Source organism: Allobosea sp. GW821-FHT12C12 (genome assembly GCF_058807355.1).
The window spans coordinates 396,185-419,030 of sequence record NZ_JBXAQP010000001.1; the positions used below are offsets into that span (position 1 = coordinate 396,185).

Sequence of the window (22,846 nt, forward strand, 5' to 3'; positions counted from 1 at the left end):
TCGTCAGCTCCGCGCACGCATCGGCTTTGTCGATCCGTGGCGGCCATCCATGTCGACCCCCCGGCCGTCGCGCGATGCGTGATCTGGTTTAGAGCCTGACGGGAGCGCAAGGAAGCCTTGTTCGCCATGCGGGTCCGGATGGACAGACGCTTACCGATCAACCCGCAGCAGCCGTGTCGATGTAATCAGGAACGAGGCGGCGCCGGTGGCGGCCAGCCGGAACTCGAGCTTGCCGCGGACCGGCGCCTCGAAGGGCAGCTCGATGCGCCCGGCCAAGGCATGATGGATGCGGATCGCAGCCGCGCCGAGCGATTCCCCATCCAGCAGGCATTCGAGGCTGCCGAGGCGACCCAATGTCCGTGGCGCGCCGACGAGACGCATCGCGACGAAAACCTTGTAGCGGCCGGCCTCGATCGGACAATACGGACCGGTGATGACGAAGCCGGACTGGCCGCGCGGAGCCAGGACGCCTTCGGCGTGGGAGACGCCTGCAGGCCCAATAGGCTGGCCGAGAATCCAGTTCGGGACATCTGCGGCGGACCCGCTCAGGCGACGCACCGAAATATTCGTGACGACGATCGGCTGATCGCCGGAACTGAACACCCGGACCTCGATCGGGACCACACTGTCCGGCGTAGCGCCGCTGATGACGAACGGCACCTTGGCGCAAGCGACGCCCTCTCCGCTGCCGATCAACTGGCTGGACAGGGTTTCGTGCCCGGACGCGGCGACGTCGAGGACGCCGAGGCCGGTTCCGGCCGCGCTGGCTGGAGCGGACAAGGTGATGCTGGCCTCGTAGGCGCCAGAGCCGATGCTCCAGTAAGGTCCGGTCAAGAGGTAGCCGCGGGCGCCGATGCGCGCAGCCACTCCCGCTTCCGTGGTCTGGCCGGCGGGACCGAGGATCATCCCGTTCAGCCAGTTGTCGATCGCCGTGATCTCGTCTCCGATCCGCAGCAGACCGATCGTTTGAAGCTTTAGCGCGTCCGGCTTGGCCGAGGAGATGCGGAACTCCAGCCGATCTCTGTCCGGCACGATATCCGGCGGGACGACGAACGGGATCGGCAGGCGCCTGCCCGCGCCGCCGGTCGCGGCGAGGGATTGGCTCGCGACAACCCGTCCGCCCAGAACGATCTCGAACATACCGGACGGGGTCGCTTCATCCGGCGAAGAGGCCACCCAGCCTACCGTAGCGCGATAGGCGCCCGGCACGACCGGCCAATACGGCCCCGTCATCAGATAGGGTTGCGAAGAGGAGGGTCCGCCGGATTCGGCCAGCTCCGGGGCGGCGGGCTGCGGCGCCGAGAGGCCATCCAGCCAGTTCAGACCCTCTTCCAGGCCCTCGGCGATCTTGCGGACCCATATGCCGCGGATCTCGAAATCGCCAACGCCTGTCGCCGCGATGCGCACTTCGGTCCGGCGCAAAGCCTCCGGATCCTCGCTTTGCTCGGAGAGGAATACAGCGCGGATCTCGCCCCCGACGAGGTCGCGAGGCCGGATCGGCCTGCTGAATCGCAGATTGGTGTTTACGGCGACTTCCAGCAAAAACAGAATGGTGTCTTCGGGGATCGCGGAAGGGGCTACTTTCACGCGAATCTCGAACAGGCCGGACGGCAATGTCCAGTAAGGTCCGCCGATCGGGTATCCCGTGGCCCCTGGCGCAATCCGCACGCCTTCCTCGCCACGCGTGGCGCCGTCGGCACATTGCATATGCGGGAGCCAGTCGCCGATCTTCGCGAAGGGTTTGGTCCGGCCTTCAAGCCTTTCGGCCTCGGAAGGCGGGTCGGTATTCAGCGGCGCGACCGTAAAATCATCGACGGTGAAACGCTCCAATCCGGCGGCGGTCACCTGAAAGTCGAAATGCTCCTGCAAGGCGACCTCGCCCCGCGCAGGCACCTCGAAAACGATCTCGAAGACGGCGGGGCCACCTTTGGTGACCACCATCGGCAACGTCTCGATCGTCCGGCCGCGCTTGTAGTGGGAGAACATGCCGATCGCGACAGGCTCCTCGATCGTCCCTCTGACATTGACGTCGAGGCGGGCAACATGGACGCCCGGCTCGAAATAGCGCCAGGGACCGCCAAGCAACGGACCCGAAACGCCATCGATCGTCTCGATCGTCTTGTCGGGGCGCATGCCGGCCTTGCCGAGCGACATCTCCTTCAGGATCGGGAACGGGCCCCGCGGCGCGGGCAGGACGAAACCGTGCCGCAGCCGTGACGAATAGGGCGTCTGGCCGGTGCCGACATAGCTGCGCATCAGCCGCTCGAAACGGTTGTTGATCGCGCCGATCGCGATGAAGCGCCGCAGCGGGACACCCGTTTCCTGTCGTGCGCGGTCCGCGTCGACCGCCTCCAGGAAGGGGCGGATGACCATCGCCTCCCGCAGCGGTCCCTCGACCGCGCCGGTATCGTCCTTCGCGCCGTCGAGCGCGATCGTCACGTCGAACAGGAAAGCGTCGGCGAGGTCGCGACAGGTCTGTCCGGACACGAAGCGGACGGCGCTGCTCCGCGGAACGGGCAGGCGCTCGCGCAAGGCCTCGTCGCACAGGATCGGCTCGACGAAGCCGCTGGCCTGCCAGGCTTCGGCGAAGAGTTGCAGGATGGCCGGCCGCAGGCCCCACCAGGCCAGCCGGAAATCCCGCCGCTCGGTCGCGAACAGGTCGATCAGGAACGGCAGCACATGGCGCGGTTCGTAGCCTGCGACATCTTCGGCGGTCTTGCCGGTCGAGGCGATCAGCGGCGCTGCGAGTGGTGCACCGATGACCCGCTCGAGCGTGTCGATATAGCCGGAGACGAAGGCGCCATCGAGCCGGACTTCCTCGATCTCCTGGCCGGCGCAACCCCAGCTCGCGGCGTGCTGCGGCAGGTCGGGCCTGTCGATCCGCTCGCCATAGGTGACCCAGTCGTTCTCGAAGCGGTTATGGCCATGGGCCGGCGTGATCTGGCGGGTATGGTCGCAGTGATAGCCCCAGACCGCCTTGCCGAGATCGCCGACCTCGCCATGGATCAGGCCGAGCCTCGCCGCGAGATTGGAATCGACGTGCCAGCCCAGCAGCATGTCCTCGTGGAAGCCCTGGATGCGAAACAGATCCTCGCGCAGGCAAAGCTGGAAATCGCCCGGACCGTCATAGAGGATCGTTTCCGACCCGTAGACGATCTCGTCCAGATGCAGATGCGTGCCCCAGCGCCGGATCGTGTCGATGATCCCGGCAGGCTTGGTCCGGTCGACGCTTTCCCACAGCGTCTCGGGAATCTCCATGCGCGGCGCGTGGTAGAACCCGTCCGGCAGATTGGCGGCGATCTCGGTCAGGCTGCCGTGCCCGCGCGGCACGAAGATCATGTCGGTGTTGGTCGAGAGGATCCAGCGATTGGCCGGGTTCGAACGGCGTATCGCGACGTTCCGCGCGATCGGCTCCAGCGCGACGAGATGGGTGCGATGGGCGAATTGCGCATGGATATGCGGCCTGACCCGCAGAACCCGCGTCAGCGCCCGCGCCTTGGGCGTCAGCGTATCCTGGATCGCCTCCGGGAAGACCGGAAAATCATTGGGCGTATTGTAGTCGACGAACAGGATTTCGTCGTCGGGCCCGCTCAGGACTTCGGCGATGCAGTTCAGGCTCAGCGCCGCCCGCTTGTGCAGGTTGTAACCGTAGCTGTCGTTGCGGCCGTACAGGACCACGGAAATCATCGAGCGCGCTTTCCGTCAGGAACGGTTGCGATCGGGCGCGGCGACGATCCGGGTCTTGCGGCCATGGCAGGCGATCCGGGCGGCATGCTCGATGATCGGATCGCACGAGGCGTCGAGCCAGAGCGAAGACGGGTCGAGCGCGTCGAGCAGCGTGCTGAAGGCGAGGATGGCCTCCGTCGCGCGCGACCTGTGGTCGCCCGCCCGCGTGAATTCGCGCCCGAGTTCCAGATCGAGCCATGACCAGACATGATTGATCTGGTCGGCCGCGCTCAGCCGGAAGGCCTCGGCGGCCGCCTCCCCGGCATCGCGATCCGATCCGCAATAGAACGGGAGGATCTTCGGCCTGGTCGGCCCGAAATCTTCCAGATCGAGGGCAATGCGAATGTTCGCCGCTTCCTCGGCCGAGGAAAACACCGCGAAGACGAAGCCGGTATTCGCCTCCTTGGCTTCCTTCATCCAGCGGACCGCATATCCGCGGTTCAGCAGGCGCCAATATTGGGCGTCGCGGATCGGCAGCATGTCGCCGACGGTGGTGGCATGGTCGCGGATGTTCAGCCAGTCGTCCGACAGGCCCCAGGTGTCGGGGTTTTGCGGCTCGACGGGCACGAGATAGGAGCGCAGTCCCGCGAATTTGCGCAGCGAGAAGGCAAGCTGGAAATCCTCCCCGCTCGCCGTGGTCCAGAGCTCGTCGCGGAACATGAACTTGACATGGGCGAGCCGAAGGAAATGGAACCCGCAGAGCAGATCCGCTTCGACCAGGCCGATATCGTCGCGGTCGGGCGGCAGATGCTCGATGTATTCGCCCCGCTCGGCCGACACGATATGGCCATCCCGGTCCGGCCCCGGCAGCCTGCGCCAGCCATAGACGCCGACATCGCCGGCATCGGGCGCCGTTTCGAGGACGGTGCGGCATCGGCGCAGGAAATCGCGGCCGACCATGATGTCGTCGTCGATGAACGCGACATAGGTCGCGCTGGCGCCCAGCGCGATCTGGAAGCGGCCGTGATATTTGAAGTTCCGGCTCGAACCGACGAACTGGATCGTCGGGTCGTGGAATTCCCGGACGACGTCCTCGTAGACCTTGGGCGCCGCGACGCCGAAGGCGCAGACGATGATTTCGGCCGGGCGTTCCGTCTGTTCGAGCAGGCCCTCGATCTGGCGGCGCAACTGCGCCGGCCCGCGCTTCCACACGTTCAGGACCACGAGCAGGTCCGCCGTCGGGCGCGGCGGCGCGCTCAGCATCTCGCGGACCTCGGGCCATTCCGGCGTTCCGGCGGCCAGCTCGGCACCCCCATTCCGGCTGAGAACGACATAGGTGTCGTTGCGGAAGACGGGCGCGAAATGCGCGTGCAGCACCCGCAGCGCCGAGAGGTTGATCCTGCGCAGTTCGTCGCGTCTCAGAATGACGTCGTAGGCGGGGATGTCGTGATGGTGCCATTCGCGGCGGGCGGAGAAATACTGATATCCGATGCTGCCCGGCAACGCCTCCCGTATCTCGCTCGGCGCGACGACCATCGCGTCCGGATGGGTGGGGCGGCGACCGCCGAGCCATTGCCGCAGTTGCAACTGATCCGCGCTGATGACCGGCAACATCTCCGGCTGCGCGACGACGAGCGCCTGCGCCGGCTTGCCGGCGACCTTCCATTTGACGATCCGCGCCGCGCGACGTGGCTCGTGGCGCGCGATATGCCCGAACTCCCGGGCCTTCGCCGGCAGCATCTTCCAGACCGGCCGGACCGTCCGATAGGCGGCCCAACGCGCGACTCCCCGCGCCTTGAAGTGATGCCGCCCCGAGCGGCTGTCGAACGGGAACCAGTCGCCCCATGCCCGCGACATCGTCTCGGTCCGGAAGATCGCCGAGCCACGCAGCATGATCGGCAGGAAGTTGCGGAAATTGTCGCGGCGTATGCGCAGCAGGCCGTTGCCCGCTCGCGGGATCAGCTCGGTTCCCGACAGGCTGTGCGAGGCCTCCTTGGGACCCATCAGGTCGAAGAACCCGTTGGTCAGCCGATGGTTTTCACGGATCTCGGGATTGATCCAGTAGCGATAGAGATCGATGCTGCCCTTGCTCTTGACGTGGCCGTAATCGTGGTTCTGGTGGATCGCCAGGATCTCGCCGCTGGCATCGACCACGGGGAGCTTGCGGCGGCGCACATCGGCGATCAGCCAGGAATCGAAAAAGTAGCGCCCGATGGTCAGCGCCGGAACCCGAGGATACAGTCCCTTGGGATAGATGAAATAATCCGTGCCGTTGAACGAGTCGTCACCCGCGCCGCGGAAGCGTCCTTCGCGATGCAGCCTCGCGGTGATGTCCTCTTCCCAGCCCGGCTGCGAGAAGTCGATCTCTTCCGTGACGTCGAGATCGGATCGCAGACCGATATAAAGCGCCGGCGGCAGCGACGTCAGCCGGTCGATGAAATCGATAAAGCCGCTCGTGAACATGATGTCGGCGTTGGCCATGCACAGAAACGGGGCCGCGGCGTTGGCCTCGCCGGCCTTCATGATCGAGCTCAGGAGCGGCGTGCCGTATGAATTGCTCTCGATGGCGGCGACATGCCGGATGCCGAGTTCGGCCGCGAATTCCGCGACGCCCGCATCCTGCCCCAGAAGTATAACCTCGACTTTGCCGCCAAGCGCGACCCAACTGCGGATCGCGTTCTTCTGGATAACGCTGATATGGCCAACGAACGACTTGGGAATTGTAAAAATAGTGACGCGCGGCTCGTGATGACCGGCAAGCACAGTCGCGGCGGTGGACGCAGTGTAGCTTTCGGAATGGGCCTTCTCGGGCATCAGATTTCCCATCATTCCGCTTAAAGCTCGTCCACTTGACCGCGAGGGCTATTATCCAAGGTTTCCGAAGATGTCGATAGCCGGGGTAGCACCCTTCGGCCGGCGGAACCAGCCGCTCGGATCATCTCGCTTGAGAGCCTGAGCCGGTTTCGAAGTCGTGGACAAAACCCGCCGCGGCGCCGCGCCCCGCGGCCTCGATCAGCGGATCGAATGGCGCCGCTCGGAACACTTGAAAACAGCGCCGTGACCGAACACGTCCGACCGTCGGCTGTCATGGACACGGTGAAGGGCAAAACAGGCGATCGGCAGCAGCCGACACCGCCATCGCCCCGAAGTCGGAGGGTCCTGAAGTCCTCCGAGGCGAGAGGCCGGCAGCGCTCGAAAACCGTCGCCGATCCTCTTCAGATCGGCTTTGCGGTAATCAGCATATGCCAGCCGAACCGCTTCTCCAGCGCCTCGAACATGCCGTCGGGCATCGACCTGAACCAGGCTTCCGGCTCGTACTCGTACTTGACGTACTTCTCGACCACATAAGGGAAGATATGGTCCTGCCGGACCTCGACGAGCTCGAACAACCCGCCGACGAGTTCCTTGAGCGTCTCCAGCGTGTAGGTCGTGGCGATCGGGCAGCCGCTCTGGGCCTCGGGCTGGTCGAGACCGGCCTCGATCATCGCGTCCTTCCAGGAATTCCGGGCATAGAGCATCATCCGGAATTCGCCGTCGGGCTTGATCACCTTGCGGATCTCCTCGACGATGCGGCGCTGGTCGGGCGAGTGATGGATGACGCCGAAGGAGTAGACGAGATCGAACGGCCCCGTCTTGACGTGAGCGGAGAGTTCCTCCGCGTTGCAGTTCGTGAAGGAGCCCTTCAGCCCGAAGACATCGAAGCGCTTCCGCGCCAGATCCATGCTTGCGCGCGACAATTCGATGGCGGAATAGTCGGCGCCCGCGCGGGCGAAGTTGGTGGCGTCGGTGCCGAGCCCGCAGCCGACCTCGAGAACCTTCTTGCCTTTCCAGCGCTCGAACTGCGCGAAGCCGGGGATGTGCGGCTCGACGAAATACTTCCGCGCCTCGACCTCGTCGAAGTACTCGCGCGTGCCGACCGCCTTGGTCGAATGACGAATATTGCAGGGCCTGCGGTCCCAATACGACTTGACGTCTTCGACGGTCGGAGCAGCCTGCTGCGCTGTCATGGTCATCGCCACTCTATCCCTTGCATAGGCCCTTCGGGCATTCAAATCCGGCGCCCTGATAGTCGCAAAACGGCTTCCGAGGCAAATGGAAACTGAGCCGGCAGGCTGAAGCGCCAGACGGCTCAAGGCAACCACGGCCTTGCCGAAGGCAATCCGATCAATGACTTCGGCCGAGCAACCTGTCAGGCGCGGCGGGTCAGCGCCGCTGGCCACCGAAAAGACCAGCCCCATCTCGCAGGTTGCGTGTAAAAGCGCGGATTGATCCAGGACTGGACGCCGTCTCCAAACGCGATCGGGCCAAATGGCGTGTCGGTGGTCGTCTGACAGGGGAAATCCCACAAGCATGCCCATCCGGCGGCGCCGAGCGCTTCGCGCATCTGGGCCTCGACCTCCGCCGAATGTGTGCCGACATGCAACCGGCGGGCGCGGAGGCTCAACTCCCCGACGCCTTCCCTGATCGCCGCACCTTCGGCGCCCTGGACATCCATGTCGACGAGGTCGACGAAGTCGACCTCGCGCAAGATTGCGGACATCGGCTTCAACACGACTTCGACGCCGCCCCAGCCGCCCGACAGCGAAATCAGCGGCCGGCCGTAATAGTCCGTCTCGGCGGGAGCGGCCACGACATCCGCCTCGCGGGAATGGCCGGAGGCGAGCGCCTGCCCGTACCATTCGCGCTCGTTGTTCGATTCCGACCCTTCGGGCATGCGGACGTAGAAGATGTCGGCGCCCTCATGATCGCTGACGGCCGCATCGATGACCTTATACTGGTCCGGCCTGATCGCGTTGTCGGCCATATGCTCATGAATCCAGTGGACATGGGCCGGCTCCGCCTCCACCAGCACGGCCGCGATCGTCTGGATTCCCAGCGTCCGGGCCGCGGTCAGGCCGCCCGAGGTCCAGCGCCCGTAGCCAGCGCCCAGCTCCATCATGGTGAAGCTGCCCTCGGCGTCGCAGGCGGCTTCGAGAAGATCGGTCCACTCGAAATACTCTTCGTTGAAGGCGGGTATGCCCGTCGTCATGTCGCGCGCTCCGACGCCGAGCTGAACCGGCGCATGGCTTTCGCGCGTCCTGGTGCCGAGGAAGTCCGTATGCATGCCGGCCGCGACATGGCCGCTGAACGCGGAAAAACGATCGAAGACCCAATGCTGGTTCGGGCTCTTGCTGCTCCGCCAGGTCGGACGGGCCTTGGCTTCGGCAAAGCTGATCTTGGCGCGATGTGTCATCTCGACGATCTCTTCCGCGCCCCCGGTCCATGGGGACACGGATATTCAGCGCGAGCGACCGCCTTGTCGCATCGTCAGCGCGGGCGATCAAGCTGCGGGCCACCCGCAACATCGGCGCTGCTCCCTCGTCTCCGACCATCCGCGCCAGATCGCAAGGGCGCGCTTCGGAAATCCGCACCTTCGGGTCGGCACGAACCGCTCGAGGGCTACCGTCGAGCTTGTTGTTGCTGCTTGACCACAGCGATGCCGCCATCCGGGGACCGCCTTCAAAAGCCTGGCCGATCATTCTTGCGGCAGCGGAGGATCGGGTGTAACCGGCCCGCTCTGATGACGTTCCGGAAATCGTCGGGCAACGGTCGCAAGCGTCCTTGCAGCGTTGATCGGGTCACCAAATTGGTCTAGAGCGCTGCGCTTCTGTTTCCGGATATGGATATCTCGTTAAAGAATGCAATCGCGCGGGCTTGTCGGGCCTCTTGCCTGTCCCACGCCTGATTGCCTGTGTTCGCCGATCGGAGAATTGGAATGAAGACGGCTCTTGTGTGCGGCGCGGGTGGTTTCATCGGCTCGCATCTCGTCAAACGGCTGAAGCGCGAGGGGTTCTGGGTTCGCGGCGTCGATCTGAAGTTCCCCGAATACGCGGAGACAGAGGCCGATGACTTCGTCGTCAGCGACCTGCGCGATCCGGGCAATTGCCGCGCCATCGTCGACCGTCGCTTCGACGAGGTCTATCAGCTCGCCGCCGACATGGGCGGAGCCGGCTTCATCTTCACCGGCGAGAACGACGCCGACATCATGCACAATTCGGCGACGATCAACCTGAACATGGTCGAGGCCTGCAAGAACCGCGGCATCAAGCGCGTCTTCTACTCCTCCTCCGCCTGCATGTATCCGGCGCACAACCAGGAAGACCCGGACAAGCCGGTGACCCGCGAGGACTCGGCCTATCCCGCCAACCCCGATTCCGAATATGGCTGGGAGAAGCTGTTCTCCGAGCGCATCTACCTGACCTACAACCGCAATTACGGCATGCAGTGCCGCGTCGCGCGCTATCACAACATCTTCGGGCCGGAAGGCACCTGGGTCGGCGGCCGCGAGAAGGCGCCGGCCGCGCTCTGCCGCAAGATCGCCGAGGTCGAGGACGGCGGCGAGATCGAGATCTGGGGCGACGGCCTGCAGACCCGCTCCTTCCTCTATGTCGACGAATGCGTCGAGGGCACCATCCGCCTGACCCGCTCGAACTGGGAAGGCCCGGTCAATATCGGCTCCGAGGAGATGGTCTCGATCAACCAGCTCGCCGAGATCATCATGGGCGTCGCCGACAAGACCGTGAATCTGCGCCACATCCCCGGCCCCCAGGGCGTGCGCGGCCGCAATTCGCATAACGACCTGATCAAGGAGAAGCTCGGCTGGGCGCCCAACGAATCGCTCAGGGACGGCCTGTCGAAGACCTATCCCTGGATCGAGAGCCAGTTGCTCCGGCTCCGCGGCAAGAACCACTGAGCGGCCAACAACCACCGGGCTGAAACCGCCTAAGTCACGGCCGCCGGGGTGGGACGCTCCGGCCGGTCGCTCGCGTCAAATCAAGGGGTCATGATGTCTACTGCTGCGACGAAGCCGCGCCTTTCCGTGATCGGGCTCGGCAAGCTCGGCTCGCCCATGGCCGCCGTCTTCGCCACCAAGGGATTCCAGGTCGTCGGGCTCGACTACAACGCCGGCTTCGTCGACGCCCTGAACAAGGGCATCGCGCCGGTCGTCGAGCCGCAGCTGCAGGAGCATATCGACCGCGGCCGCGCCAATCTGCGCGCCACCACGGATTACGGCGACGCCATCGCCGCCACCGATGTCAGCTTCATCATCGTGCCGACGCCGAGCGGCCCGGACCGGATGTTCGTCAACAAGTTCGTCATCGACGCGGTCGAGAAGATCGGCGCGGCGCTGAAGGCCAAGGACGCCTACCATGTCGTCGTCGTCACCTCGACCGTGATGCCGGGCTCGACCGAGACAGTGATCAAGGACGCGCTGGAGACGAGCTCCGGCCGCAAGGTCGGCGTCGATGTCGGTCTCTGCTACAATCCCGAGTTCATCGCGCTCGGCAGCGTCGTGCGCGACATGCTCAACCCCGACATGCTGCTGATCGGCGAATCCGACGCGCGCGCCGGCGACGTGCTGGAATCGATCTACCGCGGCTCGACCGATTCCAATCCCGAATACCAGCGCATGAACCTGGTCAACGCCGAGCTCTGCAAGATCTCGGTCAACACCTACGTCACCACCAAGATCTCCTACGCCAACATGATCGCCGACATGTGCGACCATCTCCCGGGCGCTGACGCCGATGTCGTGACCCGCGCCGTCGGCGCCGACAGCCGCGTCGGCAAGAAATATCTCAAGCCGGCGATCGGCTATGGCGGCCCCTGCTTCCCGCGCGACAACAAGGCCTTCTCCGCCTTCGGCCGCAAGCTCGGCGTCAACACCGCGCTGGCCGAGGCGACCGACGCGATCAACGAGCATCAGTTCCAGCGCATGATCGGCGCGGTCGAGGCCTCGGCCGAGCCCGGCGCGTCGATCACGATCCTCGGCATGTCCTACAAGCCGCATACGGCGGTGATCGAGGAAAGCCAAGGCGTCTATCTGGCCAAATACCTGATCGAGAAAGGTTATTCGGTCTCGATCAGCGACCCGATGGCGACCGAGGCGGCGCTCGCCGTGCTCGGCTCGACCGTGAACGCTACGCCGCAAGCGCAGGACGCGGTGTCCCATTCCGACATCGTCGTCATCACCACGCCCTGGGCCGAGTTCAAAGCGGTCGACTGGGGCAAGGATGCGCCGGCCGGCAAGGCCCGCGTCGTGATCGATCCCTGGGGCATCACGCCGGACGCGGTCGGCGCGGGAGCGCGCGTCGTGCGGCTCGGCAGCGGCGACTGGAAGAAGCTCTGAGCGGGGGCCTGCCCTCTCGCGCCGCCATGATCGGCCTGGGGAGGACGACATGATCTCGGTCATCCTCTACGGCCGCAACGACACCCATGGCTACAACCTGCACAAGCGGGCGGCGCTGAGCCTCAACGCCATCGCCGCCACGCTCGACCGGGCCGAGGACGAGATCCTCTTCGTCGACTACAATACGCCCGACGACCTGCCGAGCTTTCCCGAGGCGATCCAGGACACGCTGACCCCGGCCGCGCAGGCGCGGCTGCGCATCTTGCGTGTGCGTCACGCCCAGCATCGCCGTCTCGGCCTCGCGACGCGGCTCAAGGCGATCGAGCCGATCGCGCGCAACGTCGCTTTGCGCCGCTCCAATCCGGCCAATCGCTGGGTGCTCTCGACCAATACCGACGTGGTGCCCGCGATCACGAGCGACGAGACCCTGTCCGCGCTGGCCGCCGCCCTGCCGGGCGGCTTCCACGGCGCGCCGCGCGTCGACATCCCCGAGACGCTCTGGGAGACGCTCGACCGGCGCGATCCGGAATCCTGCATCGCGGCGATGCGCGACTGGGGCCGGCGCTTCCATCTCGACGACTTCGTGCGCGGCCAGGCCTTCTTCGGCTACGACAATCCCGGCGATTTCCAGCTCGCCGGGCGCGCCGATCTCTTCGCCATCGACGGCTTCGACGAGGCCATGGCGCAGGGCTGGCACGTCGACGCCAACCTGGCGCGGCGGCTCTGGCTCAGGCACGGCGCGCTGGGCGACCTTGCCGACCGGCTGGTCTGCTATCATTGCGATCACACGAGGCAGCCGACTTTGGTCCATCAGCAGGCCGCGACCCAGAACAGCTACGAGGATTTCGTCCGTCGCGTCGAACGTCCCGACCTGCCCCGTCAGCGCGCGAGCTGGGGACTCGCCGGCGAGGAGGTCGAGGAGATCAGGCTGCCGGCCGGAGCCGGACGACGCTACATCGCCGGTCTTGCCGCCGCCCTACCCGAACCGCTGCCCGCGCCGCTGCACTCGGCCTATGCGCCCGAGAGCTTCGGCCGCACGGACGCGCCCGCTGGCCACATCCTGCCCTATCTGCTCGATCTCGTCGCCAGCCAGCCCCCGGCGACGCGCATCGCCTGGTTCGGCGAGGACGAGACCGGCCTCGACCTCCTGGCGCGCGCGCTCGACGGCGCGGGCTTCGCCGCCCCCGTTCTGGTCGAAGCCGGACGCGACAGGCCCGCGGGCTTGCCCACGCCCCATCTCGACCAGAGATCGCGCGAGGAGATGCTGGCGGAGGCCGATATCGTCATCCTCGACTTCTCCGGCCTATCGGGCGATGGAGCGGCGCTCACCGGGCCCGCCTGCCGGCTGCTCGACGCCTTCTGGGCCGTGCTCGCCCATGAGCGCGCCCGCCTCGCCGACCCCGCACGGCCGCCGCGCCTGATCGTCGGCGTCAACGTCGTGCACTCGCCCTTCGAGCCGGTCTTCGCCTGGAACCTCGGCGCCGTGAAATCGCCCTTCAGCGCCAGGCTGCGGCACGGCCATCTCGCCGATCGCGGCCCCAATGACGATTGGCTGCCGCTGATGAGCGCAGGCCCGGCCGGACTGCGGCAGGACGGCGCGATCGCCAGCAGGCCGGGCTGCGCCGGCACGCTCGCCCACGGCCCCTATGCCGCGCTGCCGCCTGGCGAGTACGAGCTCGGCGCGACCCTCTCTGTCGCCCGTCCCGCCGCCTTCGCGGACGCATCCCTGACGGCGATCCTGCGCCGGCTGTTTCGACGGCTCACCGGCGCGGGCGCCGCCGCCGCCGAAAGCGGGCGCCCGCTGCGGCCGACGGCGGCGCTGCGCGTCACGGCGGGTCCGGCGATCCTGGCGCAGACGGAGCTGACCGGGCTTTCGCTCCGCTCCGGTCCGGTCTCGTTGCGCTTCGCCATGCCGCCGCTTGCGCCTGGCGCGGCGCTCTCGCCCGGCATCGAACTCGTCGTCCTGAGCAACGGCCTCGGCGCTTTTTCGCTCTCGGACGTGACCTGCCGGCTGCGTTGACAGCCCCTGCCGCAGGCACTACCTGCCGGCCAGTTTGAGAGGGTCCATGTCGAATTTCGCCTTCGAGAGCCTCGCAATTCCCGGTCCCGTGCTGGTCCGCCCGCGCCGTTTCGGGGATGCGCGCGGCTATTTCATGGAGACCTACAGCGCCGGGCCCTTCCGCGCCGCCGGCATCGACGCCGTCTTCGTCCAGGACAACCAGTCGCTCTCGGCCAGACGCGGCGTGCTGCGCGGGCTGCATTTCCAGAAGCCCCCCGCGGCGCAGGCCAAGCTCGTGCGCGTGCTCAGGGGCGCGATCTTCGACGTCGCGGTCGATCTCAGGCGAGGCTCGCCGCATTACGGCCGCTGGTGCGCGGCGACCCTGACGGCCGACGGCGCCGAGCAGTTCTTCATGCCCGCCGGCTTCGCCCATGGCTTCTGCACGCTCGAAGAGAACACGGAGGTCGCCTACAAGGTCGACAGCGCCTATGCGCCGGAGCAGGAAGGCGGCCTCGCCTGGGACGACCCCGCCATCGGGATCGACTGGCCGGTCGCGCGCGCTGACGTGCAGGTCTCCGACAAGGATGCTCGCCTGCCGGGCCTCGCCGGGCTCGAAACGCCATTCAGCGAAGGCATGACGCGATGAGCCGCTTCCTCGTCACCGGCGGCGCCGGCTTCATCGGCTCGGCGGTGGTCCGTCATCTGATCCGCGACACGGGCCATGAGGTACTGGTCGTCGACGCGCTGACCTATGCCGGCAACCTCGACAACCTCGCGCCCGTCTCGAACGATCCGCGCTATCGCTTCCTGCAGGCCGACATCGGCGACCTCGCGGCGATGCGGGGAGCGCTCGCAGACGCCCGCCCCGATGTCGTGATGCATCTCGCCGCCGAGAGCCATGTCGACCGCTCGATCGACGGGCCGGGCGCCTTCATCCAGACCAATGTGGTCGGCACCTTCACGCTGCTGCAGGCCGTGCTCGATCACTGGCGCGGGCTGCCCGCGACCGAGCAGGCCGCCTTCCGCTTCCACCATGTCTCGACCGACGAGGTCTTCGGCTCGCTCGGCCCGGAGGGCTATTTCAGCGAGACCACGCCCTACCAGCCGAACTCGCCCTATTCGGCCTCGAAAGCCGCGTCCGACCATCTCGTGCGCGCCTGGCGCCACACCTACGGCCTGCCGACGCTGCTTTCCAATTGCTCGAACAACTACGGGCCGTATCATTTCCCAGAAAAGCTGATCCCGCTGATGATCCTCAACGCGCTGGAGGGCAAGAAACTGCCGGTCTATGGCGATGGCGGCAATGTCCGCGACTGGCTCTTCGTCGAGGACCATGCCCGCGCGCTGGCGACCATCGCCGAGCGCGGCCGGCCGGGCGAGAGCTACAATGTCGGGGGCCAGGCCGAGCGCGGCAATCTCGATGTGGTGCGGGCGATTTGCGCGCTGGTCGACCGGCTGAGCCCCAACGCGGCGATCGGCCCGCGCGAAAACCTGATCTCCTTCGTCGCCGACCGGCCGGGCCACGACCGGCGCTACGCCATCGACGCCGCCAAGATCGAGGCCGAGCTCGGCTGGCGGCCGCGGGAGAGCTTCGAGAGCGGGCTGGAAGCGACCGTGCGCTGGTATCTCGCCAACCGCGACTGGTGGAGCCGCATCCGCGACGGCCGCTATCGCGGCGAGCGGCTCGGCCTGTCGTGAGCCGCGGCGCCATCCTGCTTTTCGGCGCGGGCGGCCAGCTCGGCCGCGAACTCGCGGCGCTGGCGCTGGCGCGCGGCGTCCCGCTGACCGGCCTGTCGCGAGCCGAGGGCGACATCACCGACCCGGCCGCGATCGACGCCGCGCTCGACGCCCGCCGACCGGCGCTCGTGGTCAACGCCGCCGGCTACACCGCCGTCGACCGGGCCGAGAGCGAGCCGGACGCGGCCTTCGCCGCCAACGCGCTGGGTCCCGAACTGCTGGGCCGGGCCTGCACGGCGGCCGGCGCGCCCCTGCTGCATGTTTCGACCGACTATGTCTTCGACGGCACGAAACCGGGCGCTTACGTCGAGAGCGACCCGGTCGCGCCGCTCGGAATCTACGGCCGCAGCAAGGCCGAGGGCGAGGCCCGCCTGCGCGCCGCTTGCGCCGAGCACATCACCCTGCGCACCGCCTGGGTCTATGGCGTCCATGGCGCAAACTTCCTCAAGACCATGCTGCGCCTCGCGGGCGAGCGCGAGACCCTGCGCGTCGTCGCCGACCAGCGCGGCTGCCCGACCGCGACCGCCGACCTCGCCGAGGCGATCCTGACCGTGCGCGCCGCGCTGCTGGCCGGAGCAAATCCTTGGGGCACCTACCATTTCGCCGGGACGGGCGAGACGACATGGCACGGCTTCGCCGAGCTGATCGTCGCCGAGCAGGCCCGCTTCACCGGCCGCAGTCCGCCGGTCGAGCCGATCGCGACCGAAGACTATCCGACCCCGGCGCGCCGGCCGGCCAATTCGGTGCTCGACTCCTCCCTTTTCGCGGCCGCCTTCGACATGCGCGCCCGGCCGTGGCAGGAACGCGCCCGCGAGGCCGTCGCGGCGCTGCTTTCGCGTTGAGGACACCATGAAGGGCATCATTCTCGCCGGCGGTTCCGGCACGCGGCTGCATCCGGTGACCTCGGTGGTCTCCAAGCAGCTGCTGCCGGTCTACGACAAGCCGATGATCTATTATCCGCTCTCGACGCTGATGCTCGCCGGCATCCGCGAGATCCTGATCATCACCACCCCGCACGACCAGGCGCTGTTCGTCCGCCTGCTCGGGGACGGCTCTCAATTCGGACTCGAACTCGGCTACGCCGTGCAGGAGCATCCGCGCGGGCTCGCCGACGCCTTCATCGTCGGGCGCGACTTCGTCGGCGGGGACCGCGTCGCGCTCGTGCTCGGCGACAACATCTTCTACGGCCACGGCCTGCCCGAGCTGATGGCGTCCGCCGTGGCGCGCGAGGACGGCGCGACCGTCTTCGGCTATGTCGTCACCGATCCGGAGCGCTACGGCGTGGTCGAGCTCGACGGCGCGGGCAAGGGCGTCTCGATCGAGGAGAAGCCGGCCGAGCCGAAGTCGAACCTCGCCGTCACCGGCCTGTATTTCTACGACAACGACGTGCTCGACATCGCGGCGGGCATCGCGCCCTCCCCGCGCGGCGAGATCGAGATCACCGACATCAACCGCGCCTATATGGCGCGGGGCCGGCTGCATGTGCAGGTGATGGGGCGCGGCTTCGCCTGGCTCGACACCGGCACGCATGAGAGCCTGCTGGAAGCCGCCCAGTTCATCGAGATCCTGGAGCGCCGGCAGGGCATGAAGATCTCCTGCCCGGAGGAGATCGCCTGGCGCAAGGGCTTCATCGACCGCGAGCAGCTCGCCGCGCTCGCCCGGCTGACCGCGAAGTCGAGCTACGGCCAGTATCTGCAGCGCCTGCTCACCGGACGCGGCGCCTCGTGAGCTCGGTCCTGCGCCGGCATGCGGCTTGACGCGATGCGGTGTGGCCGGCATATGGCGGGCGCGTGGCGTCCGATCCGGACGCGAAAGTCGAACGTCGCCGATGCTTCCGCCGCGGATGTGCATCGGCGGTGGGCGCACGCTGCGGCAAGTGACGCGGATGCGTGACGAAGAGCCGGAAGGCGGACCGGCCGGCAGGCTGCCTTTGCCCGTTGATTGGACCGCGCAGTTGGAGACGTTTCCTTGAACCGGACAATGCAGGCAGGACGCGCCTGGCACGATCTCGTCGATTCGGTCCGCCGCTGGCGGATGTGGGGCTTCATCGGCATCCAGGACGTCAAGCTACGCTATCGCCGCTCGGTCCTCGGCCCGTTCTGGATCACGCTGACGATGGGCATCACCATCATCACGGTCGGCTTTGTCTATTCAAAGATCTTCAACACCGACATCAAGACCTATCTGCCGTTCTTTGGCCTTGGCTTCATGATCTGGAGCTATATCAGTGGTGTAGCGACCGACGGCTGCAATGTCTTCATCGCGGAAAGCGGCTATATCCGCCAGACGCCGGTGACGCTGATGACGTATATCTTCAAGCATGTTTGGAAGAACGTCATCATCTTCCTGCACAACTTCGTCATCTACGCTTTCATCGTGCTGTACTTCGGCATGGAATTGAAGCTCACCAATCTGCTCGCCGTCCTCGGCTTCGCCCTGATCGTGTTCAACTCGGTCTGGCTCTCGGTCGTGCTCGCCATCCTGTGCGCGCGCTATCGCGACATTCCGCCGGTGGTGCAGAGCCTGGTCGGCGTGCTGTTCTTCATCACCCCGATCCTGTGGGACCGGGGCGGCGTGAATTCCCATCTCGCCTATCTCGACTGGAACCCGGCCTTTCACATGATCCAGATCTTCCGGGGCCCGCTTCTGGGCACGCCGGTCGGCCTGAACTCCTGGGCCTTCGTCGTCGCCATGGGCATTTTCGGCTCGATCTTCGCCTTCGTCTTCATGTCGCGCTACCAGTCGCGCGTCGCCTACTGGGTGTGACGGAACCAGCATGACAGAGGTCATTCTCAGGAATGTCAGCGTCGACATTCCCATCTTCGACAGCTCGTCCCGCTCGCTGCGGACCGAGGCGCTGCGCCTGTCGATCGGCGGCGTCTTCGGGCGCTCGGTCGCCAACGCGCTGATCGTGCGCGCGCTCAGCGACATCAACCTTGATCTCAAGGACGGCGACCGGCTCGGCCTGCTCGGCCATAACGGCGCCGGCAAGAGCACGCTGCTGCGCGTCATCGCCGGCATCTACGCCCCGACCTCGGGCACATTGCGCCGCAGGGGCCGGATCGCGACACTATTCGACGCCACGCTCGGCTTCAATGCCGACGCCAGCGGCTACGACAACATCCTGATCAGCGGCCTGTATCACGGCATGTCGATGCGCGAGATCAAGTCCAAGATCGACGATATCGCCGAATTCTCGGAACTCGGCGAGTTCCTGCACCTGCCGGTCCGGACCTATTCCATGGGCATGCAGGCGCGGCTGTCGTTTTCGCTGGCGACGGCCGTCGATCCAGAGATCCTGGTGCTCGACGAGGGCATCAACGCCGGCGACGCCGGCTTCACGCGCAAGGCCGAAGGGCGGATGCGCGATCTGGTCGACAGGTCGAGCATCCTGGTGCTGGCCTCGCACAACACGACCTTCACCAAGGAATGGTGCAACAAGGCCGTCGTGCTCGAGCATGGCAAGATTCTGCGCCTCGGCCCTGCCGACGCGGTCGTGGACGAATATGTCGAGCATATGCGCTCCGGCGAGCCGCTCTTGCCGGAGTGAAGCCGGAATTCTCGCAGGTCGCGGCCGTCACATCGTCATCTGAGCCACCTGGAGAGACGGCATGCTCGGCCTGGGCCTGGCGCGATTCCTACCCCGTTCCCTGCGCGCCCCGCTGATCCGGCTGGTCGAGGCGGGGCGCATCCTGCGCGTCGAGGTCCGGATCGGGCTGGCGAGGCGGGTCAAGGCGCTGCGGGACGGAAACCGGCGCGATCGGTCGGACGAAGAGCTTGCCGCGCCTCGCGGCGCCATCGCCATCGTCGGCCTGTTCGCGACGCGGACCGGCCTCGGCCAGGGCGCGAGACTCCTGGCCGCCTCGCTTGAGCAACAGGGACGCGAAATCGCCCGCGTCGACGTCACCCGGCATTTCACCGCGCGGCGCGGGCTCGACCCCGCCTTCCTCGGCAAGGTTCCGCGCGATCCGCCCTGTCCGACGGTGGTGATCTGCCTGAATCCGCCGGAATTCCTGCTCGCCTATCTGGCGCTGCCGCTGCGCGTCAGGCTGTCGGCGCGGATCGTCGGCTACTGGGCCTGGGAGCTGGAGACGCTGCCGGAAAGCTGGCTGCGCGGCCTGCCCTTCGCGGACGAGATCTGGGCGCCCTCGCGTTTCGTCGCCGACGCGGTCGCGCGCGCCCTGCCGATAGGCGAAGCAGGCAGGGTCCGGGTCGTGCCGCATGACGTCGCGGCCGCGCCGCTCGGCCCGCGCCGGACCGGCGAGCTCAAGCGCGGCGCCCGTCTGCGCAACGGCCTCGACGAACAGGCCTTCCTCATCGGATATTCCTTCGCCATGGGCTCGAACTACGCCCGCAAGAACCCGCTCGCCGCGGTCGCGGCGTTCAAGCTGGCCTTTCCATCCGAGGGGCCGCTCGCGGCGCGACTGCTGATCCGCTGCAACGAAGCCGAGGCCTGGCCGGCCGGCATCGCCGAGCTCGAGGCCGCCATCGCCGGCGACGCCCGCGTCACGCTGGCGACCGAGCCCGCGCGGAAGCCGCCGATCCTCGATTTCTACCATGCTTTGGACGTGTACCTCTCGCTTCACCGCAGCGAGGGCTACGGCCTGAACCTCGCCGAGGCGGCGAGCCTGGGCGTGCCCGTGATCGCCACGGGCTGGGGCCTCGCCGACGACATCGCCGCCATGCCGGGCGTCGAGACGGTCGCGTGGCGGCTCGTGCCGGTGAACGATCCGCAAGGCGCCTATGCCGGGCTGGACGCGGTCTGGGCCGAGGCCGACATCGCGGAAGCAGCAGCAGCGCTGCGGCGGCTGGCGCGTGGGTGAGGCGGATTGCAACGGCCTACTGCTTGGAAATCGGTCGATCTAGCGCCGGTAGTGCTGTGGGCTGGCGGTGAATCGTCTGACCGCCTCATCGTAGCCGACACCCTCGCCGAGCGCCTTGGCGGTAAGCGCATCCAATATCTCGCGACCAGACCGAAACGCGTCCGGCACGCGAAGAACAATTTCCGCGGCCATGTCTTCCAGTCCGTAGATTTCAAACAGGCAGGCCATGATCTGAACTTTGCGGGGTTTACGGAGGCGCGCGCCGGCATCAGGCGCAAGGATATCTCTGGCGTACAGCGCGTCGGCCCACTGTATCGGACCGCCAGCCGTGTTTGCCGGCAGTCCGGGATACAAAAAGGGGCGCGGTAGCGCCGAGCGCGAATATTGAACCGGCGCGAGCTTGACGAGTGTGAAGCCGCGTTCTCGCAGATGCGTGTCGATGTTCGCGAAGACGTTTGCATCCGGCCCCATCAGGCCATGGAACTGACACTCGACTTCGACCATCAGACAGTCGGCCGCCAAGGCCTGCTCCGCCCCTCTGAGCACATCGAGTTCGTAACCGTCAGTGTCGATCTTGATGACATCGATCGTCGTCAAGCCGAAGCCCTTGAGGATTTCATCCAAAGTGGAGCGGCGTTGCGAGACCTGCACTTCCGTCAGCCCGATCGCCTTCTCAAACAGGCGTTGGTAGTGCGAGTGAAACGGGTCGGAGCCTATGTCGGTCACATTGGAGTAGTTGGCCTCCAGCGGAGCTTGCGCGGTTTGTCCGCTGGCGACCTCGTCCCAGAGCGCAAGGAAGTCCTCGGTCGAAAACTTGGCGACGGTCTGATGATCTAGCCGGTTCAGTACCGTGCCTAGATAGGCCAATGAGCGGTGAAGGGCGTAGTTGCTGCGCTGGGTTGAGTTTTCAGCAGGCCGGCCCGGTCCGACCACCAATGCGGATTCGTAGCGCACGTTCGAATTTGTTTCGAGCGAGCGCAGACGCTCCACTTCTTTCACCAACGGATCGACGCCTAGCGCCAAGAGCGATTTGCGCCACATACGCCAAACATCGTGAAGTCCACCGGAACAGCCGACATCCACCAGATACAGCGGCGGTATCGTTCCCGAAAAAAGCTCGATTGAGTCGAGAATCACGCTGCTCTGGGAGGCGTACATGAAGGCGAGTCTCCTGTTCAGGTTATCTCTCGCTCAGCCCGGCTCCCATAATTTCTGCTGAACGGCCCGCCGCACCACCGAGGCGGCCTGGCCGTCGTCGAAGCGCAGGTTCATGCCGAGATCGCGCGAGGAGACCATCTCGGCGACCTGCGCTTTCGTGAACCCCTGCGGACCGCCCCAGACCGGGAAGAACTTCTTGTACTCGGCGAAAGCCTCCCACTGCTCCTGCGTCAGCGATCCGTCGACTTCGGCAATCAGCGCCCGGGCCCGGCCGCCATCCATCTTCCGCGCGGCGCTCATCGCCTCGAAACCGCCGAGCGAGGCGTAGCTCTCGAAGAAGCCGATCCGGGAAGCAGTCTCCCGCCTGATGCCGAACAGCCTGACCACCATCGCCTTCTTGCGGCCGGCCGCATGGAACTCGGCATCGACCCGTGTCACATGGACGTCGAAACCGGCGACGGTCAGATGCTCGACCATGAGCGGCAGGTTCATGAACGTGATCGGCAAGCCGAGATCCCAGGAATGAAAATCGCCTTCGCCGAGGTTGAAGACATCGATGATGTGGAACGCATCGCACCGGGCGATCTCGGCGGCGAAATCCGAGGTCGAACGGAAGGCATAGCTGCCGACGAAACGCGAGATATGGAAAGCATTCTGGCGCGTGCGCTCCCATTGGAAGGGCTCCTTGACGATCTTGATCGGATCGTCCGGATGCAGGCACAGCGCCGTGCGCGTCAGGAAGGGCGAGTATTCGATCCCGCTGAACAGCATGCTGGCCCGGTCGAAGCTCAGGCCCAGCAGGCTGCTGCAGGCGGCGATCTTTTCGATAGAGACGAAGAAGGTCGAGCCGAGCTCGCAATATTCGACGGTCTCGGCCCCCGCCGCCTGGACGAACTTCGCCACCGGCAGGAAGACATCAAGGATCTCGCTGGCGAGCTGATACTGGGGATCGTTCGTGGCGGATTTGACCGACTGGAAGCGCTCCGTCACCTCGACGCCGGACCTGGGCTCGGAAAAGCCCTTGGCGGCGGCGATCTCGGACATGGAGCGAACCGTCACCAGTTCGTTGAGATACACCCAGGTATACATGCACTCGTGAGCATCGGCGCCCGCCAGCGCGCGTCGCGTCTGCGGGAAATCCCCGTTCGGAAAGACGTCTCCCCAGACGACCAGCGGGAGCCTGCGGAACGTCGGGTCCGCCGGGGTCTTCCCATCGACGATGCGAGAAGGGCCGGCGACCGGAGGCATCAGGCGGTCCTGGTTGAACAGCACCGCCGCGGTTCGGCGTAAACG

16 protein-coding genes are annotated in these 22,846 nt (G+C 66.3%); 10 read left to right on the forward strand and 6 right to left on the reverse strand.

Annotated elements, in window-relative coordinates; translation table 11 throughout:
* Positions 1 to 150 precede the first annotated feature (150 nt).
* From AC1RRW_RS02075 to AC1RRW_RS02090, 4 genes are all read right to left on the reverse strand, one after another.
* A complete protein-coding gene (locus AC1RRW_RS02075) occupies positions 151 to 3,687 on the reverse strand; it encodes a hypothetical protein (protein WP_492898700.1) in 3,537 nt (1,178 codons plus the stop codon).
* Positions 3,688 to 3,702: 15 nt separating this feature from the next.
* Complete coding sequence (locus tag AC1RRW_RS02080; protein WP_492898702.1) at positions 3,703 to 6,480, reverse strand: hypothetical protein; 2,778 nt, start codon at positions 6,478 to 6,480, stop codon at positions 3,703 to 3,705.
* Between the two features lie 401 nt (positions 6,481 to 6,881).
* Positions 6,882 to 7,679, reverse strand: a complete 798-nt coding sequence (locus AC1RRW_RS02085) for a class I SAM-dependent methyltransferase (protein ID WP_492898704.1) — start codon at positions 7,677 to 7,679, stop codon at positions 6,882 to 6,884.
* 176 nt (positions 7,680 to 7,855) lie between these two features.
* Positions 7,856 to 8,899, reverse strand: a complete 1,044-nt coding sequence (locus tag AC1RRW_RS02090) for a hypothetical protein (RefSeq protein WP_492898706.1) — start codon at positions 8,897 to 8,899, stop codon at positions 7,856 to 7,858.
* Positions 8,900 to 9,421: 522 nt separating this feature from the next.
* On the opposite strand from AC1RRW_RS02090, the gene AC1RRW_RS02095 reads away from it, so the two are divergent.
* The 10 genes from AC1RRW_RS02095 (at position 9,422) to AC1RRW_RS02140 (ending at position 20,395) form a co-directional block, all read left to right on the forward strand.
* Positions 9,422 to 10,399 (forward strand): NAD-dependent epimerase/dehydratase family protein, encoded by a 978-nt coding sequence (locus AC1RRW_RS02095; protein WP_492898708.1) that lies wholly within the window; start codon positions 9,422 to 9,424, stop codon positions 10,397 to 10,399.
* Positions 10,400 to 10,492: 93 nt separating this feature from the next.
* Entirely contained in the window at positions 10,493 to 11,836 is a 1,344-nt protein-coding gene (locus AC1RRW_RS02100; RefSeq protein ID WP_492898710.1) for a UDP-glucose dehydrogenase family protein, read from the forward strand.
* A gap of 49 nt (positions 11,837 to 11,885) precedes the next feature.
* A complete protein-coding gene (locus AC1RRW_RS02105) occupies positions 11,886 to 13,856 on the forward strand; it encodes a hypothetical protein (RefSeq protein WP_492898712.1) in 1,971 nt (656 codons plus the stop codon).
* Between the two features lie 46 nt (positions 13,857 to 13,902).
* Positions 13,903 to 14,481: a dTDP-4-dehydrorhamnose 3,5-epimerase gene (gene rfbC, locus AC1RRW_RS02110; protein WP_492898714.1), complete on the forward strand. Its 579-nt coding sequence runs from the start codon at positions 13,903 to 13,905 to the stop codon at positions 14,479 to 14,481.
* On the forward strand, positions 14,478 to 15,533 hold the full coding sequence (rfbB, locus tag AC1RRW_RS02115) for a dTDP-glucose 4,6-dehydratase (RefSeq protein ID WP_492898716.1): 1,056 nt from the start codon (positions 14,478 to 14,480) through the stop codon (positions 15,531 to 15,533). Before rfbC ends, rfbB begins: the two co-directional genes overlap by 4 nt.
* Positions 15,530 to 16,414, forward strand: coding sequence for a dTDP-4-dehydrorhamnose reductase (rfbD, locus tag AC1RRW_RS02120; RefSeq protein ID WP_492898718.1), 885 nt, complete (start codon positions 15,530 to 15,532; stop codon positions 16,412 to 16,414). The genes rfbB and rfbD overlap by 4 nt, the downstream gene beginning before the upstream one ends.
* A gap of 7 nt (positions 16,415 to 16,421) precedes the next feature.
* Positions 16,422 to 17,300 carry a glucose-1-phosphate thymidylyltransferase RfbA gene (gene rfbA / locus AC1RRW_RS02125; RefSeq protein WP_492898720.1) on the forward strand — a complete coding sequence of 293 codons (879 nt, stop codon included), beginning with the start codon at positions 16,422 to 16,424 and terminating at the stop codon, positions 17,298 to 17,300.
* A 252-nt stretch (positions 17,301 to 17,552) separates the two neighbouring features.
* On the forward strand, positions 17,553 to 18,338 hold the full coding sequence (locus AC1RRW_RS02130; RefSeq protein ID WP_492898722.1) for an ABC transporter permease: 786 nt from the start codon (positions 17,553 to 17,555) through the stop codon (positions 18,336 to 18,338).
* A 10-nt stretch (positions 18,339 to 18,348) separates the two neighbouring features.
* Positions 18,349 to 19,122, forward strand: coding sequence for an ABC transporter ATP-binding protein (locus AC1RRW_RS02135; protein WP_492898724.1), 774 nt, complete (start codon positions 18,349 to 18,351; stop codon positions 19,120 to 19,122).
* A 61-nt stretch (positions 19,123 to 19,183) separates the two neighbouring features.
* Entirely contained in the window at positions 19,184 to 20,395 is a 1,212-nt protein-coding gene (locus tag AC1RRW_RS02140) for a glycosyltransferase (RefSeq protein WP_492898726.1), read from the forward strand.
* Positions 20,396 to 20,434: 39 nt separating this feature from the next.
* Here AC1RRW_RS02140 and AC1RRW_RS02145 read toward each other — a convergent pair whose 3' ends face one another.
* Both AC1RRW_RS02145 and AC1RRW_RS02150 read right to left on the reverse strand, forming a co-directional pair.
* Positions 20,435 to 21,553 carry an FkbM family methyltransferase gene (locus tag AC1RRW_RS02145; protein ID WP_492898728.1) on the reverse strand — a complete coding sequence of 373 codons (1,119 nt, stop codon included), beginning with the start codon at positions 21,551 to 21,553 and terminating at the stop codon, positions 20,435 to 20,437.
* Between the two features lie 33 nt (positions 21,554 to 21,586).
* Positions 21,587 to 22,801: a hypothetical protein gene (locus AC1RRW_RS02150; protein ID WP_492898730.1), complete on the reverse strand. Its 1,215-nt coding sequence runs from the start codon at positions 22,799 to 22,801 to the stop codon at positions 21,587 to 21,589.
* Positions 22,802 to 22,846: the final 45 nt, after the last annotated feature.

Excerpts from the sequence above, each read along its gene's own strand:
- rfbB (WP_492898716.1), top strand. The coding sequence starts at position 14,478 with ATGAGCCGCTTCCTCGTCACCGGCGGCGCCGGCTTCATCGGCTCGGCG.
- rfbC (WP_492898714.1), top strand. The coding sequence starts at position 13,903 with ATGTCGAATTTCGCCTTCGAGAGCCTCGCAATTCCCGGTCCCGTGCTG.
- AC1RRW_RS02095 (WP_492898708.1), top strand. The coding sequence starts at position 9,422 with ATGAAGACGGCTCTTGTGTGCGGCGCGGGTGGTTTCATCGGCTCGCAT.
- AC1RRW_RS02130 (WP_492898722.1), top strand. The coding sequence starts at position 17,553 with ATGCAGGCAGGACGCGCCTGGCACGATCTCGTCGATTCGGTCCGCCGC.
- AC1RRW_RS02080 (WP_492898702.1), bottom strand. The coding sequence starts at position 6,480 with ATGCCCGAGAAGGCCCATTCCGAAAGCTACACTGCGTCCACCGCCGCG.
- rfbA (WP_492898720.1), top strand. The coding sequence starts at position 16,422 with ATGAAGGGCATCATTCTCGCCGGCGGTTCCGGCACGCGGCTGCATCCG.
- AC1RRW_RS02140 (WP_492898726.1), top strand. The coding sequence starts at position 19,184 with ATGCTCGGCCTGGGCCTGGCGCGATTCCTACCCCGTTCCCTGCGCGCC.
- AC1RRW_RS02145 (WP_492898728.1), bottom strand. The coding sequence starts at position 21,553 with ATGTACGCCTCCCAGAGCAGCGTGATTCTCGACTCAATCGAGCTTTTT.
- AC1RRW_RS02105 (WP_492898712.1), top strand. The coding sequence starts at position 11,886 with ATGATCTCGGTCATCCTCTACGGCCGCAACGACACCCATGGCTACAAC.
- AC1RRW_RS02135 (WP_492898724.1), top strand. The coding sequence starts at position 18,349 with ATGACAGAGGTCATTCTCAGGAATGTCAGCGTCGACATTCCCATCTTC.
- AC1RRW_RS02100 (WP_492898710.1), top strand. The coding sequence starts at position 10,493 with ATGTCTACTGCTGCGACGAAGCCGCGCCTTTCCGTGATCGGGCTCGGC.
- AC1RRW_RS02085 (WP_492898704.1), bottom strand. The coding sequence starts at position 7,679 with ATGACCATGACAGCGCAGCAGGCTGCTCCGACCGTCGAAGACGTCAAG.
- AC1RRW_RS02075 (WP_492898700.1), bottom strand. The coding sequence starts at position 3,687 with ATGATTTCCGTGGTCCTGTACGGCCGCAACGACAGCTACGGTTACAAC.
- AC1RRW_RS02090 (WP_492898706.1), bottom strand. The coding sequence starts at position 8,899 with ATGACACATCGCGCCAAGATCAGCTTTGCCGAAGCCAAGGCCCGTCCG.
- AC1RRW_RS02150 (WP_492898730.1), bottom strand. The coding sequence starts at position 22,801 with ATGCCTCCGGTCGCCGGCCCTTCTCGCATCGTCGATGGGAAGACCCCG.